The organism is Rheinheimera salexigens (assembly GCF_001752395.1).
Classification (GTDB): Bacteria; Pseudomonadota; Gammaproteobacteria; order Enterobacterales; family Alteromonadaceae; genus Alishewanella; species Alishewanella salexigens.
On the sequence record NZ_MKEK01000001.1, the window covers coordinates 2,568,393 to 2,585,400 of the forward strand.

Here is a 17,008-nt window from a genome sequence, read left to right on the forward strand (position 1 = left end):
TAGCAGAATAAAAGCAGTTATTAAAACGGGTTGACGCTGTATCCTTGATTCGCTAGTACAGCATGGGCAGTTAAAGCTGATAATGCCATGTCAACACCTGGCAATAAATCATCGGCAGTAATGCCATAATAGGCGGCTGTTTGTCCGCAGACATAAAACTTAACACCTTGTTTAACCAGTTCAGCTATTAAGTCTTTATTGGCATTGCTCTGCTTTTTATTGCTCGACTTATTGCTCGAGCCTGCATTTAACTGCTGATAAAAGCTATCTTTAGTCATGTCGCTAGCGGCTTTACCATGTACAACCATTGCCAGCGAAATATCTTCAAGTTTAACGCCGGCAGCGACATGCATATTAATAAAGCGCGCTAAAGTCTCAATGCTACGATTTACTTCATCCGGTTTAGCCGCACTACCTAAATCAAACGCCACTTTAAACTTCATATCTGCGGGTATGATTAAACTGCTATTTACCTCGGCAATTTTGCCGTAGTTTTTAATAACCGGCCCTGCTTTAAAGGCTTCGCTACCCGCGCTAGCGATAAAAGATGAACAAAGCATAAAACCAATCAAGGTGGTATAAGTTGCGCGCTTAGCTATTACAGATAAATTGGCTTTGGTATTCATTTTCATCATGTTCCTAAATTATTATTTATCTAAATTAAGTATAAGCAAATTTTATACGCTTAAAATTAAAGCTCATCTTCCAGCACTTTACCGTCTTGTTTATAAATGACGCCATTTTTCATAACTAAATTAACATCAGACAACCGATTAATATAGCGCAACACATCACCTTTTACGGCAATGATATCGGCATATTTACCTTTGCTGACGGTACCAACCTTATCCGATACACCCATCATCACTGCAGGCCAGTATGTTGCTGCGCGAATGGTATCCATTGCCGAAATACCCATTACGTCAACCCACACTGCCAACTCATTCCAAGTGCTTTGGCAATGAAACTTTGTTGGAATGCCGCTATCGGTTCCTACCAAAAAAACTACGCCGGTATCTCGCAGCTGAGCAATTTTATTTTTTAAAGTGGGTTTTCTTAGGGGAGTTAATTGCATATAGCCAAGTTTACCAGGCTCCGCCAGCGACTGTTTTATATCTGCAATAGTGTCTGGTTTTAAACCTCGCTGCCAGCAATTGGCATCCAAATGTTCGGGGTTATTAACCATTGCTTCGTAATTCCACAAACCTTCTACTGTTGGCGTCCAGAACAGCGGGCCTCCGGCAACACGCCCAGTTGCAGTGCGCTCTTTTAATAGGTTAAGTATATCTTCAGGAAAGCCCGGTGCCGTTGTCAGCCCGGTGTGTTCAAAATTATCAACGCCTATCGCTAAGCCGCGACGCACTTCATCTGGTCGATGGGCGTGCGCTACCACTTTTAAACCATGTTTATGCGCCTGATCGACTATAGCCTGCGCTTCTTGTAAGCTCATTTTGTCTTGATCAATTAGCTTAACAATATCGACTCCCGCTTTGGCCAACTTATCCACTTTTTGCTGGGCGTCTTTTACACTGGTAATGCTCCAGCGAAAGGCCTCCGTGCCAGGATATGCTTCGTGTTGTAAAAATGGCCCAGAAATAAACAGTCGCGGCCCTGGAATTTCACCTGACTCAATTCGCTGTTTTATATTAACTGAATCTTGCAGCGGCGCGCCCAAATCACGTGCGCTAGTAATACCTGCCAGCAATAACTGTAAGGCGCTGGCCGGCATAATCTCATCAGATAAACGGTTAATGTAGGCTTTATCCCAATGCACATAGTCGGCATGGCCGTTCAACATCAGGTGAGCATGGTTTTCCCATAAGCCAGGTAATACATCCATGCCCTCAGTCGATACCACTTTATAATCAGTTGGCACTGGCAGAGTGGCTACGGTGCCAACCTGTTCGATAACACCATTTTTTATCAAGATAACGCTGTTAGCCAAGGGTTGATGGCCATAGCCATCAATGAGTCGGCCACCCACCAGCGCGGTGTTTTCTGCACTTACTGTGCAGGCAAATGTCAGTAAGCTTAACGTGAATACTAGCGCCTTCATTGGTCACCCCTTTTATCGTTTATTATTAGTATTATTTTAAGCAGACTATTACCCTAGTGCTGATTACGCAATTGCACCACTTATTTAGTCTATAAAAGATTTGCTGGCTAGAACAGATATAAATAGCGCTGAGTTTTCACGAACTATATTGCCATTATATTTTGCTACGAAGGAGCTTGGATCAGCTTGGGGAAGATTAGAACAGAGAATCAATCTGAGCCACTGCATAGGCTTTTAGAGATGCTTCTACTTAAGCTTTTAAATAACAGTAGCCAGATTTTTCTTTCTCGCTGGTTAACTAGCTATGCTCTAACACATTGGAATAACTATAACGGCTGGCTGGGTAAAGGCTTTCGGCTATTAATAGTAAGGTATTATCTTTACCAATATAACGACGCACAATTAGCATAGCCGCGCTATGCATTGGCACACCTAGCTTGTCGCACAGCTCGTTTGGAATAATCGTAGCTGAGAAGCTTTGCTCTACTCGGCCTATTGGCACTTTTTTCATCGAGTCGACAAAGCCATATAGCACTTTCTTTTTATTGCTTATATCGGACAGAATACTTTGTTCAAACTTAAATTGGTTAATAACTGAATAGCAGATAGGTTTTTTATCATGGCTCTCCAATCTGATGCCGGCCAATTTAATAAACGGTGTTTCAGCGGCGATAGCATAAGTTTCTGCTTGCTCTGCGCTGATGTTTTTTAGTTCGCAACTTTCAATTTCAAACCGAGTTTGCTCGCCAAAATTAAGCAAGTCTTGCACTGAGTGAATAAACTGATTAATTTTATTCGGTATGCTATTGCGTAATACGCGCGAGCCTGAACCTTGCTTGCGATCAACAAGGCCAGCGATTTGTACATAACGTAATGCTTCTCGCGCGGTATAACGGCTAATGCTATGGGTTTGGCAGAGCTCTTTTTCAGTCGGCAGTAAGTCACCCACTAAATATTGCTGCTGTAAAATAGCCTCAATTATTTGCTCGCCAAGTTCCTTATATTTAGCTTGTTTTCTAGTTTTAGCCATTTAAAACCACCAAGGCGATTTAACCCCTGTATTTGTTAATAACGCTTTCTTGCGGATAAAGCGACGGATAGACTCATCGCCCATTCTTGAACCGCCAAGTCCAGACAAGCCGAAAGATTGCTTTTCAGCTTCATGCACAAAGCCTGTTAATGCAGCATCATTAATACTTACACCACCGACAACTAACTGGCTAGCGATAGCATGCGCCTTGGCAATATCTTGTGAAAATACGGCTCCAGAAAGTCCATATTTTGAATTATTGGCTAACGTAACGGCTTCTTGCTCTGAAGTAAACTCTTCAATAACCAACACAGGTGCAAAAGTTTCTTCTGTGCCAATTAACATATCTGGCGTGATGTTATCAATAACCGTTGGCTGACAGTAAGCACCGCCGCCTAAGTTAACCACTTCGCCGCCACATAAAAAACGGGCATTTTTTTGTTTAGCGTCATTAAATTGCTGCTCTATAACGGCAATTTGTTTATCCGAAATTACCGGCCCTACTTCGCCAGTGGTAATGGTTGGGTAGTTATGGCGTAACTTACTCACTTTCTCCACTAACAGCTGCTTAAACTCTTTAGCGACACGGCTATCCACATATACTCTTTCTATGCTCATACACGACTGACCGGCATTCACCATACTGCCCCAGCAAATGGCACTACTGGCGTTATCTAAGTCAGCATCGGCACAAACAATAGCAGCATCTTTACCGCCTAACTCTAAAAAGGCCGGGATAAATAATTTTGCGCACAACTCGCCCACTCGGCGCCCTGTGGCAACGCTACCGGTGAAGCACAAAATATCCACATTGCTGGTAACCGCTTGGCCAGTTTCAACGCCACCTGTCACCACAGCTAATACATTTTGTAGTTGTGGCACTTTTGCTAATACATTGGCTAGCACCTTAACAAAACGCGAGGTGACTTCACTGGGTTTAATTAATATTGCACAACCGGCTAATAACGCAGGAATAGCATCAACAAAAGATAATAGTAAGGGAAAGTTCCAAGGGCTCACTACACCCACTAACTGAAAAGGATAATACTGTTGCTGAATTTCTAAAAATGGAATACTTGCCGCTCTAGCTGGGGCGACACCTAACAGCTTAGGCGCATTTTTACACCAGCGATTTATGGTTTGTACTAGCGCATCAACCTCAATTTCAGACTCAGACCAGCGCCCAGTATCTGCAGCCACGGCTTGAACTAACTCAGGCTTGGCTTTAGCTATTTCTGCGGCAAATAACTGTAATTGTGCAATGCGCAGCTCCAGCCCAGATTGCCACCAATCAGCTTGGTGTTGGCGTAAATTAGCCGCTATGTCTTTAACTTGGTCTGCTGAAAACTCAATAAGATCATAATCGTATTCGCCGGTTCTTGGGTTTCTGATCTGCATGGTTATTTCCCCTTTTCTAAACAAGAAGTATCTGAGTGAGAAGTATCTGAATGGAAAATACCTTTGGCAATTAAGTCGTCAATGACATTAACTTGAGTATCTATAAAATGCTGGCGATTTATCGGCTTTTGATCATTAAGTTGCGGCAACATATTGTTTGCCGGATAAACGGTTTGCTGATACGTCGGTGCAAACAATTCATTGCGTTGACGGGCCAGTAAATTAGTCATAGCGGGCTTTAAGCGCAAAGCACGTAAGCTAGAAATATTAAGCTCAGCATAGGCAACCATGGTTTCACCAATAGTAGACTCCGCTAACACCCGGCCTTTAGTATCAATAATTTTTGACATACCATCGGCTGAGTTAACCGGTAAGCTAATATCGGCTATACCGGCAGAGTTAGCTGACACCACATAAGCCATGTTTTCAATGGCACGCGCCCGTTTGGCAATATCTTTTGGCGATAAACCAGGCGAAGCAATTTCTGAGGTATTATGCATAAACACTTCAGCACCCTGCATGGCTAAACAGCGAGCAATTTCCGGGTATAAAATTTCTTCTGATGCGATAGCGGCTAAATTACCTATTTCGGTTTTAGCCACTGGGAATACGGCTTCATAACCATAAATATCTAAATACGGTTGCCACACATCATGCGGCGTAGGCGAAAACATGGAAATAAGTCGGCGATAGCGCAGTACCGTATTACCTGCAGGTGACATTATAAAACAGGTTTGGAAATACAACTCAGGAAAGTTAGGATCGGCTTCGTACGCATTACCCGATAAATAAATCTTATTATCCTGAGCAATTTTAGCTAACCGATTATACTCTTCACCGTCTATATCCAGTACAGCTTTGGCTTTCCATTCTGCGATTGATTCGCCCATTGGAAAGCCAGTTAAAAAATACTCAGGCAATACAACTAACCGAACCGCTTCGCCAGAAAAGGTTTTAATAAAGCCTAAGCTAGATTTTACTTGCTTAGCAACATGATCAATATTATTGAAAATTTGCTGGCGTGCTGCCGGTATATCCAAACTGTTTACTGATCTGCATTGTACCTGCAGGGCTAATGCGCTATACGCCAAATCCATAATTAAGCTCCTAAACTATGCAGTAACATGACATGAAATTTTCCGCTGCCATGTCTTAACTGTTTTGCTGCTGAATACTCGTCTGACTGCCAGAACTTTTGCGCGGCAGCCTCATCGGGCCAAGTTGAAAGCACTACACTACCCGGTTTGTGCTTTCCTTCTAGCAATACATGGTTACTTTCCATCACCACGTATTGGCCTCCATATTTTTGCACTAATTGTGGTACCACTGCGGTATAACGCTTAAATGCTGCCATATCTTCAATCGTGGCCTGAATAAGTAAATATGCCGCCATTAATAAAACTCCCGAGCCGTATCTCTAATCACACGTTGCTTTTCGGCCAACTGTTTATCGAGGAATAAAATATCTACAGCTGAGTTAGCCACAAAGTTAACCTTTTCATGCTAATTTCACTCAATACTAGATGAAGCTAAGTTTAGATTGGCTGATATTTGTCAATTCAGAACCATTTGCCATTCAGCACTCTCGTTTATAACGACAGTATTTACTAAAGCAACATTTAATACCGCAGCGCACTTGCAACAGCATCTCCTTAGCCGCGATAGTTCATTCCCCGCCACTACTCTACAAGCAGTCTACAAGCTGCTCTACACATTACATCGCAAATAAAACGTTATTACTAACAGACCTGCTGTTGAGTTAATTGCGTGGGTTGAGTTGATTCAAAAATAATGCAGCTGCTGAAATGCGGCTGTTTGAGATTTATCAATGGTAAATTTCGCCAGCGGTTTAGCATCAAGGCTAAGATTAATAACAAGGTAAATTATTATGCAACTTAAAGATAGAATGCCCGTCTTGTATCGTCACTTAGGAGTATGGGATGGATATTATCGTTATTTCGATAAAGATGGTGTAAAAATCGACGAGCACAAATCACGGTTACTATGTCGTTTTCCTACTGAGCACACTTATCATCAAACTAACTTTTATTTTTGGCAAGATGGTAAAAAAGAAACCCGCGACTTTCCCACCAGAATTGAAAATAACAGAATTATTTTTTACACCGAAGTTAGCGGTTGGGCAGCCGAAGTACCGTTAGATGAGTTTAACAGAACCGTTATGCTATATTGGGTTAGAACCAATGAAGAAAACTTGCATTTATATGAAATGATTCAAATTTCTGACTGCGGTAAATATCGCACACGGGTATGGCAATGGTTTAAAGATGGTCGTTTATTGCAGCGTACCTTAATAGATGAAGAGTTTGTCACTACCGACTGGCAATCTTATGAAAATTTACAGCCAGAATATGCTGATATCGCACAGCTGGCAGATTAATTTTCATCCATTTATTTATAAGCATTCATTTATAAAAATGAATTTATAAAAGGTAAGCCATCATGTCATTTAGTGTTAGTCCATTTTCTGAAGCAATATGTAGTGTTGTTGATTTTGAGCCTTTTAGGCAGTTATTTTGTGATATTGCTGGCTGGAAGCTAATCCATCAAGGCCCAGTAGATGATTCTGTTATCAAAGCCTATAAGCTTGCCTCGGAAACCAGTGTCGATGAAATGTTACTGGCTAACCCTAAAACGGATGCCGGCTTTCTACGCCTGTATAAATACAATAATGTGCCACAGCAAGTGATGCGTAGTAACGACCAAAGCTGGGATACCGGTGGTATTTTTGATTACAACGTTCGGATAAAGTCTATGGCCGAACTGTTTCCTCAGCTACAAAGACTTGGCTGGCGTGGTGTTACTCCGCCGGTCAGTTTTAAATTGGGTGAGTCAGACGTTATTGAATGGATTGCCATGAATCACCATGTGCGTATTGCTTTTATTGAGCGAGTGGCACCAAAGCTGGTGGGCTGGGAGCAAATAAACCCTGTAAGTCAAATGTTTAACTCTAGCCAAATAGTAACAGATATTGATAAATCATTAGCCTTTTACTGCGACTTCTTAGGCTTTAAACTGGCGATTAAAGCGGGTAACTTAAATAAAGAAGCCGGTGCGAATCCATTAGGCATTCCATTAAACCGCTCACATATTGAAGACTATGAACTGGCAATAGTACAACCTGGCGACACTATGATAGGTTCAGTTGAGTTAGTAAAATTCAACTCGTTACAAGGCCACGACTTTAGCGCCAACAATCAGCCACCAAACTTAGGTATGCAAGGGTTACGCTTTAAAGTCAGTGATGCCCAAGCATTGTCTGACAAAGCCCAACAGCAACAGGTTACTATTCTAAGCCCGTTGCAACAGGCGTATATCGCCGGTTTAGGTCAGGTAAAACTACTCACCCTGCAATCGCCAGATGGCGCTTGGCTAGAGTTTTATCAGCCACTAGATGCAACCATTTAAGAGTAAAACACTTATGCAATTACTGAATAAAAGTACGCTATCCGAACAATTGGTATCGGTTCTTGGCGCTAGTGAAGTAAAAACAGATCAAGAATCTTGCGTTTTATACTCTCAAGATGTTTATGCCAAAGACAAACCCTGCGCCATTGTTATTAAACCTAGCTGTGCGAAAAAACTAGCACAAGCGGTTAGCATTATTACCCAAGCCGGCTACTCTGTGGTTGCTAGGGGTGGCGGTATGTCTTATACCGGCGGTTATGTGCCAAAAGAACAGCATTCCGTTGTGGTTGATATGTCGGCACTTAACAAAGTGTTAGAAGTGAATACCAAAGACATGTATGTCACAGTAGAGTCTGGCTGCAGTTGGGAAAAGCTGTATACAACCTTAAAAGAACATAAATTAAGAACACCCTTTTGGGGCACTTTATCAGGCCGCTTTGCCACTGTAGGCGGTAGTTTATCGCAAAACGGTATTTTTTGGGGCTCAGCTCAACATGGTTTTGCCGTTGACTCGGTTTTATCGTTAGACGTTATTTTAAGTGATGGCACAACCCTTACTACCGGATCCGCCGCTAAAAAAGGCACTCAGCCCTTTGCTCGGCATTTTGGCCCCGATCTTACCGGCTTATTTTGTAATGACAGTGCAACTTTTGGTATTAAAACTAAAGCTACTCTCCGCTTAATTCCAGAGGCTTTACACAAAGGTTCAACCTCTATTAGCTTTATGGAGTTTGAGCATCAAGCTGAACTGATGAGTGAAGTCGCTAGACAAGGCTTAGCCAGTGAATGTTTTGGCTTTGACCCATTCTTACAAGGCCAGCGCATGCAGCGCGAAAGTTTAGGCAAAGATATAAAGTCACTGTTTGGCGTAATGAAAGCCGCCGGTGGCGTAGGCAAAGCCTTAAAAGCGGGGTCTAAAATTGCTTTAGCCGGTCGCGACTTTATTGAAAGTGAATGCTGGTCAGTACACTTTTTAGTGGAAGACTGGACCGAGCAAGGCGTTGAATTAAAGCTAAATAAAATTAACCAGCTAGCAAAAGACTTACAGGGTAAAGTGGTTGAAAACACTATTCCTAAAGTAATGAGTGCTAACCCTTTTGGCCCGGTGAATAACATGGTTGGCCCTAAAGGCGAGCGTTGGGTACCTATTCATGCCCTAGTGCCCCACTCTAAGGTACAAGAAGCTTATTTAGCCACTGAAGCGGTGTTTAACAAACACGCTGCTTTAATTGAGCAATATAACATTGGCATTGGTTATTTATTAGCCACAGTATCAAGCACCGTATTTGTAATAGAGCCGGTGTTCTTTTGGCCAGACGAGCTAAATGAATTACATAAACATGCCCTTGAACCCGCCCATTTAAAACGCTTACCTGGTTTTACCGCTAACCCAGCAGCCAGTAATGCGATGGCCGTAATTAGAGCAGACTTAATCAGTAAATATGCTGAATCAGGCTATATCCATATGCAACTCGGTAAGTCTTATCAATTTAAACAAGTGCTGGATGCTGAGAATTACCAATTACTCACTGATATTAAAAAGCGATTTGATCCCAACAACCGCTTAAACCCAGGGTGTTTAGGTTTTGATTAGTCGGTAATAGTGCTAGGTTTAAAAACCTAATTTAATAAAACAATAAAGCGGCTTAATAGCCGCTTTATTGTTTTTAGGTATAAATTTTAAGGGCCAACGATTACACCGTAATTAGTAAGTGATCATTGAACGCTATCCCTGTCTTGTTATTAGCCTGTTGGTTATGGCTATTTGTGAAAATAAGACAACTTTACTTATTTAGTGACTGGGCAGGAAAGTGGATTTGAAGGTAACGCTAAACTACTACTTTAGTCTGCTTAGTACGGGTTAAAACGACAATAACCAGCGCGGTTAGCATTAATAGGGTAAAGGGTAACGGTGTGCCATTGTGCAGCACTAGCAATAATGGTCCTGCTAATGCGCCAGAACCAAAGCGTAAGGCGCCTATAGTGGCTGCTGCGCTGCCGGTGTGCTCTTTAAAGCGCATAAGCACTAAGGCATCAGAGTTAGTAGCGATAAATGATAGTGAGCTCATTAAAGGGCCTAATAGCAGCATGGTGTAAATAAACGGCATATTGAACCAAGTTACTAAACATAATAGTACCGCAACACAGGCGCCAAAAAACATACCAAATGTCAGCATTTTAACCGCACCAAAGCGAACAGAAAGCCGACTATTAATAATATTAGCTAAAATAACGAATGAGACATTAAACGCAAAGTAAAATGGGAAGGCTTGCACGCTAACTGCATAATATTCTAAATAAACAAAAGGTATGGCAGTGATATAACAAAAGAAAGCAAACGACGACATCATAGTGCCCATTAAAAACGGTCGGGCTTTTTTATTAGAAAAAATTATCCGGTAGCCATCTAATATATCGCGCTTACGCCGGCGCTGTGTCGGTTTGGGCGCATCGGGCAAAAAGCGCATCGCCAGTAACACCATAATCATGGCATACACACCTAAAAAGATAAAAATAGCCCGCCAAGAATGTGCCTGCAGCAATATGCTGCCGATACCTGGTGCTAATAACGGCGCCATCATCATTATCAACGACAGATACGACATACCTTTAGCGGTGTTTTCTCGGTAAATTTGCTGCACTACGCCGGGGATAACCACCGAAAAGAAGGCGCCAAATAAAGCCTGCATACTACGAAAGATTAAAAACGATTCAATATTATCGGTCATTGCCAGCATATAACTGGAAAAACTAAACCCTAACAAACCAATAAAAGCTAAGCGTCGTCGGCCAATATGGTCGGCCAACGGCCCAGCAATAATTTGGGAAATAGCATAACAGAATAAAAAGATACTAATAGATTGTTGAACATGACTTAGATCAGAGCCAAATTGCTCTGCAATAATCGGCATTGCAGGCAAATACATATCAATGGCTAAAGGGGTGGTTGCAATAATAGCAGCTAATAAGAATATTAGTTTATTAGCTGCTAAGGAGGTTTTACTCATAGGTTATTTAACATGTTAGTCAACGTGCTTTTTAACTTGGCTGATTAATAATAATGCGATAGTACATAGCACTGCATAAATAATGAATGCATATTGGTAGCTACCGTAGACATCAAAAATAACGCCCGTTAAGTAAATACCTAAACCACCACCAAACGCATCTAAAATAGTAATAGTACCTAGTATTTTACCCGACGCTTTTAAGCCAAAATTATTAACGGCATTAAGCTGTAATAAGGTATAGAAACCACCCCATGCAAAACCAATTAACACTATGCTATACAGCACGGTAGCCTGTGAACTGAAAATTAAAGCAAAGATACCTATTAACATCATAATGATATTAGCAAACAAAAGTTTGTTGCCAGAAAACTTGTCGGCAAACAATCCAAATAAAAATTTACCTACTAATGCTGGGATAAATAGCATACTTAAGCCTACCGACGCAGACTGAATATCAAAACCTAAATCTTGTAGATGTAAGACCAAGTTAGCCTGAAGTCCCATTAAGGTATAGAAGGTACACATCGCTATAACTGTTATCGCCCAAAATGAACGAGTTCTGATCGCTTCACCATATTCCAAACCATGTTTAGATAAGTCGTCTTGTGATTGCTGAGACATAAGCTCTGTGCCGTATGGCTTTAAACCAATAATAGCCGGTTTGCTTCTAACCAAGAAAATAGTTAATAGCAATAGGACAAATGGAATAACTGAAGCATATTGAAACCCTTGGCGCCAAGAAACGCCTTCACTTAACCAGTAGCCGAATAATGGCGCTAATACAGCTCCGCCCAAGGATGTACCTAAAATAGCTATGCCTATAGCAGTACCACGATGCTTAACAAACCAGTTTGATACTAAAATTACGCCAACATTAAGGCCACAACTGACCATAACGATAGATAGGAAAATATGCAGAATATAAATATGGCTGATATTTTCTACATAGCCATAAACATAATAGGTTGGCATTAAAATTAAACACCCCGCTATCATTAAGGCTCTTACACCTACTTTATCGATGAGAATGCCGAAAATTGGAGCTAAAATCCCGACACCTATTAAGGTAATCAGCTCACGCAGCTTTAATTCACCACGACTCCAATCTGGAAACTCCGCCAAAATAGCGCTGTCAAAAGCGGTAATACCGGTAAAAACCATGCCGTTTGATATCATCAAACTGAGCATAGCGATAAAAACAATAATCCAGTGCATCCGTTTGCTAGACGTGTCTTTGAGTTCTGTTGCTACTGTTTGCATATGTGCCCTCGGAGCTTTTTTATAATATTTATTATTAACATTTATAGACTTTATAACTGATAAGCCAATTGATATTTATCAACGATGTATATATCTAGAAAAATATAACTTTTTTTTTCACAAAAGCAGGCTTAACACACCACAAAATGCAAATTCAACCTAGCTTTTCTAGATACATGCATGCATTAAAGCGATGAAAAACTTACGTTTTCTAGTTTATCCGATGCTTGGCTGAGTAACCCCTAACCAGCCCATTACCGCCACTAAGGTCCAAAATGTAAAAGCTGCGTATTTAGCTCGACGTCGAGCATTAATAAATAAAGCATCAATATGCGGGCCTGTTTCACCCTGTTTTAAACTGATAAAGCCTTTTTTCCAGTCTGCGATAGTTAGCCTTAAATACAAACCTAATCCCAGTAACACGGCATAAATGATTAGCTTTATGCCAATCCAAGATTCTGTAATAGGCCACTGCGCACTTATTGAACTGACACCAAAACCAATTAAGAACAGTATTAAAATAACTCGCCAAACAACATCTGTCGTTTGCCAAAATACACCTTTAGGTGACAGTCTCGTTCTATATACTTGCCACACAACCCCTAACCAAGCTACTGCTAATAACCAAGCCAGTATTAATATAGGCTGTGATATTAAAACAGAGCCGCGCAAATAAGCCATTTGTAAGCCAACAATGGGCAGTAATACAATGGCTGTTCTTGGTAAAACATCGATGGCCAGTAAGGCTTCTAAAAATCGTAATCGCTCATCAACCGGTAAGTCTGGTCTAGCAATATATCTTGAGCAGACAAAAACACCATAATCACCACCTAGCCAATACGCGAACAATATAATGTGTAACGTCACTAGCAAAAAATAGGGTTCAAACATAACTTACTTCTCCACTAATCACGCATTAAGCCGCCACCATTAACATGGATAACTTGGCCTGTGATGTATCTAGCGCTATCAGACAATAAAAATAATATTGGTCCAATAACATCGTCAATATTAGCCATACGGCCCAGAGGGATTTTTTTATTGTATTCTTCAACGTTAAACCGTAGTGCTGAGCCGCTCTCTTTAGCCCCCGAGGCGTAACCGCCGCGAATAAAAGCCGTATCAACAGCGCCTGGCGCTATTGCGTTTACTCTGTGTGCTGGCGATAGCTCGGCTGCCAGAATGCGAGTTATTGCGTTAAGCCCTGATTTAGCTGCGCCATAGGCGGCATAGCCTACTGAACCAATTTGGCCAATGGCAGTGGATAACAACACAATAGAAGCATGTTGTGATAAGTACTTACTTACATACTGCAAAGCAATAACTGGCCCACGTAAGTTACCCGACATGACGTCATCAAATTTATCAATATCTAGCGTACTAATAGGTTCAGAGCCTAAGGTATAGCCTGAACTAATCACAACACTGTCAAATGTAATATCTAAGCTCTCTACCATAGCAAAGGCAGCAACAATGCTGGTTTTATCACGTAGATCTACGGCTATAAAATGGCTTACTGCTGAAATGTCGCGCTGTGCTCCGGCTATCGCTAAATCCATAACCACAACTTTCACACCTAGCGCTAAAGCTTGCTCTACAACGCCAAAACCTATGCCGCCACAACCGCCAATAACCAGCAATGTTGAATTAGGTTTAATTGTTTGGTGTTTAAAATTAGGAGGGCTTAGATGATTCATAGTTTAGTCTCTAAGTGAACAGTTGCCAATAAAAGCTATAAATTTCAATGATATAAACAAAAAAATAAACCATCGCTTTATCCTATAATAATGAAGCGATGGTATTACGCTACTTTACATCTGGTTTATTTTTCTTTGAAAATAAAGATTTAAACAATATTTTTAAAATGCTCCATTTGAAACACATTCTAAAAATTTGTATTGCTTCAGCTGAAGTAATAATTGTTTCACAGGGCATAGTGCCGGCAAAGCCATGTAACACTATCGACTGATCGACAGCTTCAGCTTTTTCTATGCGTACGCCCATTTTCATCGCGACAGTTTTAACTAACATAAAATACTTCCTTTAATCCCAACTGTTTTGATTTGCAGCATTTTTACCTGCTGCACGACCAGAGATCATCGCTTCTGTCAGGTAACTACCATTTTGATACAAGTTAGAGAACATAGAGCCTAACTCACCCGCTTCATATAGGCGCGGAATTGGTTTACCGACCGGACTTAACACTTCAGACTCTATATTGCGCCGTCCACCCCCCCCGGTACACACTACTGCAGGCACTATTTTCACACCATAAAATGGCGCTTTAATAATAGGTTGCAATGTAATAGGAATACGTGAGAACTCTTTGTCTTCTCCTGCGGCACAGGCATCATTATACTTTTGAATTTCAGCACTTACTTCTGCTGGGTCGCGACCAATTTTTACCGCTAACTCTTCAATTGTGTCGGCTTTAGCAATTAAGCCTTGCTCAATTTCAACTAAGTTATCATCGCTCCAGTCAAGATTTTCTGCTGCAATATTCCAGGTAAAGGCTTTTAACGCTAAACAGTTATATTCACGCGTGGTTTCATCAAAAATCATGTGAATTGGGCCAGCATTAATATGCGGTGTATCTACCCAATGCTTATGTTTCTTTTCTTTATAATGCGTTAACTGTAATTCAGCTGTTTCATTGTAAAAACGCTTGTTATCAGCGGCAATTTCCACCCAGCTGTAGCTTTGCCAAAATAAATTACGCAAAAATACAGTTTTATAACCTGGAACCTGTAACCCAGGCCAAATACCGCCAGACTGCCCTTTGTTACGCATGTGCCACATATCGGCACCGGCTTTTTGTAAAATATGAATACCATCGCCAGTATTAGCTGGGTTACCTAATGGGAAGATCTCTTCATAACCACAGTAATTGCGCTGCATATCTAAGTTAGCTTCGAAACCGCCAACTGCCATTACTACGCCACGCTTGGCTTTTACGTTTTTTAATACCCCATCTTGCTCGATGACGGCACCAAATACTTCAAGCGTGTCTGGATCTTGAATTAAATCTTTTACCGGTGAGTTATATAAAACATTCACAGCTCGTTTATCTACGTTCTTTTTAAACGCTAGCCACACACCTGCAGGAATAGGCAAAATAGTTGCCGTGTAAGTAACCGCTTCTTCAGCACCCAGTTCTGGAAACTCTAATACCGCATCACGTTCGGTGAAACCTGTGCCACGAATATATTGCGAGCCTACTTCTTCTGCTCGCGCTTGGATCCAAGGTTCAAGTTGTGACATACGAATTGCCCATTCATCTAACATTTCTTCAGGAATAGGATTCGATGTGCTCATTGCCTTTTGATAAGCCTTAAGTGCCGTTGGATTTTTGGCGATTAACAATGATTGCCCTGCAGCACGGGAGTTACCGCCTGCATATTTTTCAGGATTTTTTTCACAAATAGTAACTTTTACATTTGGGTCTGCATCTAAGGCTTCAATTGCTGCGCTAGCACCTGCTAGACCGAAACCTAATATTAAGACGTCAGTCTCTAAATCCCATTGTTTTACTGATAATAAACTTGCCATTAAAGTGACTCCTACTACATAGTATTAATTTTTGTAAATCTAGATATTTAGTTACAATTCGTTTTTAACTTACCCGCTTGTTTTTGTTTTTTATAGTAAGTCCAGCTGGTTTCATTTGGCTGATAAAAACTAGTAGGCGCATCAGTAAATTCAGGATAATGCTTTAACGTATACTCTTTTAACTGGCTAGAAAGCTCAGCAAAAGAATGGTATTTATTGCCATGACCGCTATAAATTAAATAGCCTTCTGTTTGCCCTAGTTCCATCCAAGGTAACCAAGGACCTGTTCTAGCCCATGAATAATGGGTATTAGTAGAAGTGCTATCAACTTGTTGCAAATCGTCGGTATCAGCAAAGAAGATAAAGTGCTCTGAAGCCACATAGTTTTCACCGGTAGATTCAGCAGGATGGTCTTTGGGTTGCAATGCATTAGGATATTTTAACGGCACATCCCAACGTAAGGCGGCGACATCACCCATGACATCAAATTGGGTAAATGCAGCAAAAGGATTGTTCTTGCTACCAGGCGAAGGGAAAGCATTACTGACTGGATCATTGACTACATCGAGGATACAAACCGTTTTGTTTGAAATCGGATTATGCCATTGATTAATAATTTCACCGGTTTGCAAATCAACATAGTATGAAACTTCACGTGTTACCCACTCATAACTGCCATCTTCTTTGGCAATCATACGCCCTGCGTTATAGCCAATGGTACGTAAAATTGGCTTAGGTTTCTCACCAGGCAGCACCATCATAATAGTCGCATCCCAGTCTTTAAATACGGCTGAACCATCTAAGTTTCCTACAACCCTTAACATGGCTTTATACGAATCATCCGAGTTTGCTAAATCTAACTTTTTATCTTGTTCTGCTTGCGAGCATGAGGCGAGTGTTGATAAAGCAACCATAAGTACTAATTTTTTAAACCGCATGACATTTCCTTTAAACTGTTTTAATGCAAAAATGATTAATTTATTAAAGCTTCCATAAGCAACTATAATATTAAAATTTAATATAAGCAGCTCTAATATATAGAAATTATTTAAAATAGAGCAGAATTAACCAAACGGGGAAATTCTTTTTTTTTAAGTGTGGTTATGACAATTGCGTTGTTGTCAGCATTTGCACTACCTTCATGATTAACAATTGTAATCCTAATGGTCGCTGTCATATCACACACCTCTTTACCTAGCTATTGTTTAATATCAGTACAGTTTTCGTTATGTTTTCTCTTTTAGCCTCAGCAATAACTGAGGCTAAATAATTATTAGA

Annotated in this window: 16 protein-coding genes; 3 read left to right on the forward strand and 13 right to left on the reverse strand. The window is 40.9% G+C overall.

Annotated features, from left to right (window positions below):
* Positions 1-20 precede the first annotated feature (20 nt).
* The 6 genes from BI198_RS11585 to BI198_RS11610 form a co-directional block, all read right to left on the reverse strand.
* On the reverse strand, positions 21-632 hold the full coding sequence (locus tag BI198_RS11585) for a DsrE family protein (protein ID WP_141728876.1): 612 nt from the start codon (positions 630-632) through the stop codon (positions 21-23).
* Positions 633-691: 59 nt separating this feature from the next.
* Positions 692-2,056: an amidohydrolase family protein gene (locus BI198_RS11590; protein WP_070049688.1), complete on the reverse strand. Its 1,365-nt coding sequence runs from the start codon at positions 2,054-2,056 to the stop codon at positions 692-694.
* 298 nt (positions 2,057-2,354) lie between these two features.
* Complete coding sequence (locus BI198_RS11595; RefSeq protein WP_070049689.1) at positions 2,355-3,086, reverse strand: GntR family transcriptional regulator; 732 nt, start codon at positions 3,084-3,086, stop codon at positions 2,355-2,357.
* Positions 3,087-4,484: an aldehyde dehydrogenase family protein gene (locus BI198_RS11600; RefSeq protein WP_083256608.1), complete on the reverse strand. Its 1,398-nt coding sequence runs from the start codon at positions 4,482-4,484 to the stop codon at positions 3,087-3,089.
* A gap of 2 nt (positions 4,485-4,486) precedes the next feature.
* Positions 4,487-5,581 (reverse strand): nitrilase-related carbon-nitrogen hydrolase, encoded by a 1,095-nt coding sequence (locus BI198_RS11605; protein WP_070049690.1) that lies wholly within the window; start codon positions 5,579-5,581, stop codon positions 4,487-4,489.
* Positions 5,582-5,583: 2 nt separating this feature from the next.
* Positions 5,584-5,877 carry a DUF1330 domain-containing protein gene (locus tag BI198_RS11610; protein ID WP_070049691.1) on the reverse strand — a complete coding sequence of 98 codons (294 nt, stop codon included), beginning with the start codon at positions 5,875-5,877 and terminating at the stop codon, positions 5,584-5,586.
* A 495-nt stretch (positions 5,878-6,372) separates the two neighbouring features.
* Here BI198_RS11610 and BI198_RS11615 point away from each other — a divergent pair, with 495 nt between their 5' ends.
* The 3 genes from BI198_RS11615 to BI198_RS11625 all read left to right on the forward strand — a co-directional run bounded on the left by BI198_RS11615 (position 6,373) and on the right by BI198_RS11625 (position 9,504).
* On the forward strand, positions 6,373-6,882 hold the full coding sequence (locus BI198_RS11615) for a DUF3598 family protein (RefSeq protein ID WP_070049692.1): 510 nt from the start codon (positions 6,373-6,375) through the stop codon (positions 6,880-6,882).
* Between the two features lie 62 nt (positions 6,883-6,944).
* A complete protein-coding gene (locus BI198_RS11620; RefSeq protein WP_070049693.1) occupies positions 6,945-7,910 on the forward strand; it encodes a VOC family protein in 966 nt (321 codons plus the stop codon).
* A 13-nt stretch (positions 7,911-7,923) separates the two neighbouring features.
* Positions 7,924-9,504: an FAD-binding oxidoreductase gene (locus tag BI198_RS11625; RefSeq protein WP_070050850.1), complete on the forward strand. Its 1,581-nt coding sequence runs from the start codon at positions 7,924-7,926 to the stop codon at positions 9,502-9,504.
* Between the two features lie 235 nt (positions 9,505-9,739).
* On the opposite strand, the gene BI198_RS11630 is transcribed toward BI198_RS11625, so the two are convergent.
* From BI198_RS11630 to BI198_RS11660, 7 genes are all read right to left on the reverse strand, one after another.
* On the reverse strand, positions 9,740-10,918 hold the full coding sequence (locus BI198_RS11630) for a multidrug effflux MFS transporter (RefSeq protein ID WP_070049694.1): 1,179 nt from the start codon (positions 10,916-10,918) through the stop codon (positions 9,740-9,742).
* Between the two features lie 15 nt (positions 10,919-10,933).
* A complete protein-coding gene (locus BI198_RS11635; RefSeq protein ID WP_070049695.1) occupies positions 10,934-12,181 on the reverse strand; it encodes an MFS transporter in 1,248 nt (415 codons plus the stop codon).
* Positions 12,182-12,397: 216 nt separating this feature from the next.
* Positions 12,398-13,072 (reverse strand): hypothetical protein, encoded by a 675-nt coding sequence (locus BI198_RS11640; protein ID WP_070049696.1) that lies wholly within the window; start codon positions 13,070-13,072, stop codon positions 12,398-12,400.
* Positions 13,073-13,086: 14 nt separating this feature from the next.
* Complete coding sequence (locus BI198_RS11645) at positions 13,087-13,878, reverse strand: SDR family NAD(P)-dependent oxidoreductase (RefSeq protein WP_070049697.1); 792 nt, start codon at positions 13,876-13,878, stop codon at positions 13,087-13,089.
* 109 nt (positions 13,879-13,987) lie between these two features.
* Positions 13,988-14,212: a hypothetical protein gene (locus BI198_RS11650; protein WP_070049698.1), complete on the reverse strand. Its 225-nt coding sequence runs from the start codon at positions 14,210-14,212 to the stop codon at positions 13,988-13,990.
* Positions 14,213-14,224: 12 nt separating this feature from the next.
* A complete protein-coding gene (locus BI198_RS11655; RefSeq protein WP_070049699.1) occupies positions 14,225-15,730 on the reverse strand; it encodes an FAD-dependent oxidoreductase in 1,506 nt (501 codons plus the stop codon).
* 47 nt (positions 15,731-15,777) lie between these two features.
* Positions 15,778-16,668, reverse strand: coding sequence for a DUF1838 family protein (locus BI198_RS11660; protein WP_070049700.1), 891 nt, complete (start codon positions 16,666-16,668; stop codon positions 15,778-15,780).
* Positions 16,669-17,008 lie beyond the last annotated feature (340 nt).

What these genes read in the sequence shown, in the direction of transcription:
- BI198_RS11585 (WP_141728876.1), bottom strand. Translation starts at nt 632, where the DNA reads ATGAAAATGAATACCAAAGCCAATTTATCTGTAATAGCTAAGCGCGCA.
- BI198_RS11590 (WP_070049688.1), bottom strand. Translation starts at nt 2,056, where the DNA reads ATGAAGGCGCTAGTATTCACGTTAAGCTTACTGACATTTGCCTGCACA.
- BI198_RS11595 (WP_070049689.1), bottom strand. Translation starts at nt 3,086, where the DNA reads ATGGCTAAAACTAGAAAACAAGCTAAATATAAGGAACTTGGCGAGCAA.
- BI198_RS11600 (WP_083256608.1), bottom strand. Translation starts at nt 4,484, where the DNA reads ATGCAGATCAGAAACCCAAGAACCGGCGAATACGATTATGATCTTATT.
- BI198_RS11605 (WP_070049690.1), bottom strand. Translation starts at nt 5,581, where the DNA reads ATGGATTTGGCGTATAGCGCATTAGCCCTGCAGGTACAATGCAGATCA.
- BI198_RS11610 (WP_070049691.1), bottom strand. Translation starts at nt 5,877, where the DNA reads ATGGCGGCATATTTACTTATTCAGGCCACGATTGAAGATATGGCAGCA.
- BI198_RS11615 (WP_070049692.1), top strand. Translation starts at nt 6,373, where the DNA reads ATGCAACTTAAAGATAGAATGCCCGTCTTGTATCGTCACTTAGGAGTA.
- BI198_RS11620 (WP_070049693.1), top strand. Translation starts at nt 6,945, where the DNA reads ATGTCATTTAGTGTTAGTCCATTTTCTGAAGCAATATGTAGTGTTGTT.
- BI198_RS11625 (WP_070050850.1), top strand. Translation starts at nt 7,924, where the DNA reads ATGCAATTACTGAATAAAAGTACGCTATCCGAACAATTGGTATCGGTT.
- BI198_RS11630 (WP_070049694.1), bottom strand. Translation starts at nt 10,918, where the DNA reads ATGAGTAAAACCTCCTTAGCAGCTAATAAACTAATATTCTTATTAGCT.
- BI198_RS11635 (WP_070049695.1), bottom strand. Translation starts at nt 12,181, where the DNA reads ATGCAAACAGTAGCAACAGAACTCAAAGACACGTCTAGCAAACGGATG.
- BI198_RS11640 (WP_070049696.1), bottom strand. Translation starts at nt 13,072, where the DNA reads ATGTTTGAACCCTATTTTTTGCTAGTGACGTTACACATTATATTGTTC.
- BI198_RS11645 (WP_070049697.1), bottom strand. Translation starts at nt 13,878, where the DNA reads ATGAATCATCTAAGCCCTCCTAATTTTAAACACCAAACAATTAAACCT.
- BI198_RS11650 (WP_070049698.1), bottom strand. Translation starts at nt 14,212, where the DNA reads ATGTTAGTTAAAACTGTCGCGATGAAAATGGGCGTACGCATAGAAAAA.
- BI198_RS11655 (WP_070049699.1), bottom strand. Translation starts at nt 15,730, where the DNA reads ATGGCAAGTTTATTATCAGTAAAACAATGGGATTTAGAGACTGACGTC.
- BI198_RS11660 (WP_070049700.1), bottom strand. Translation starts at nt 16,668, where the DNA reads ATGCGGTTTAAAAAATTAGTACTTATGGTTGCTTTATCAACACTCGCC.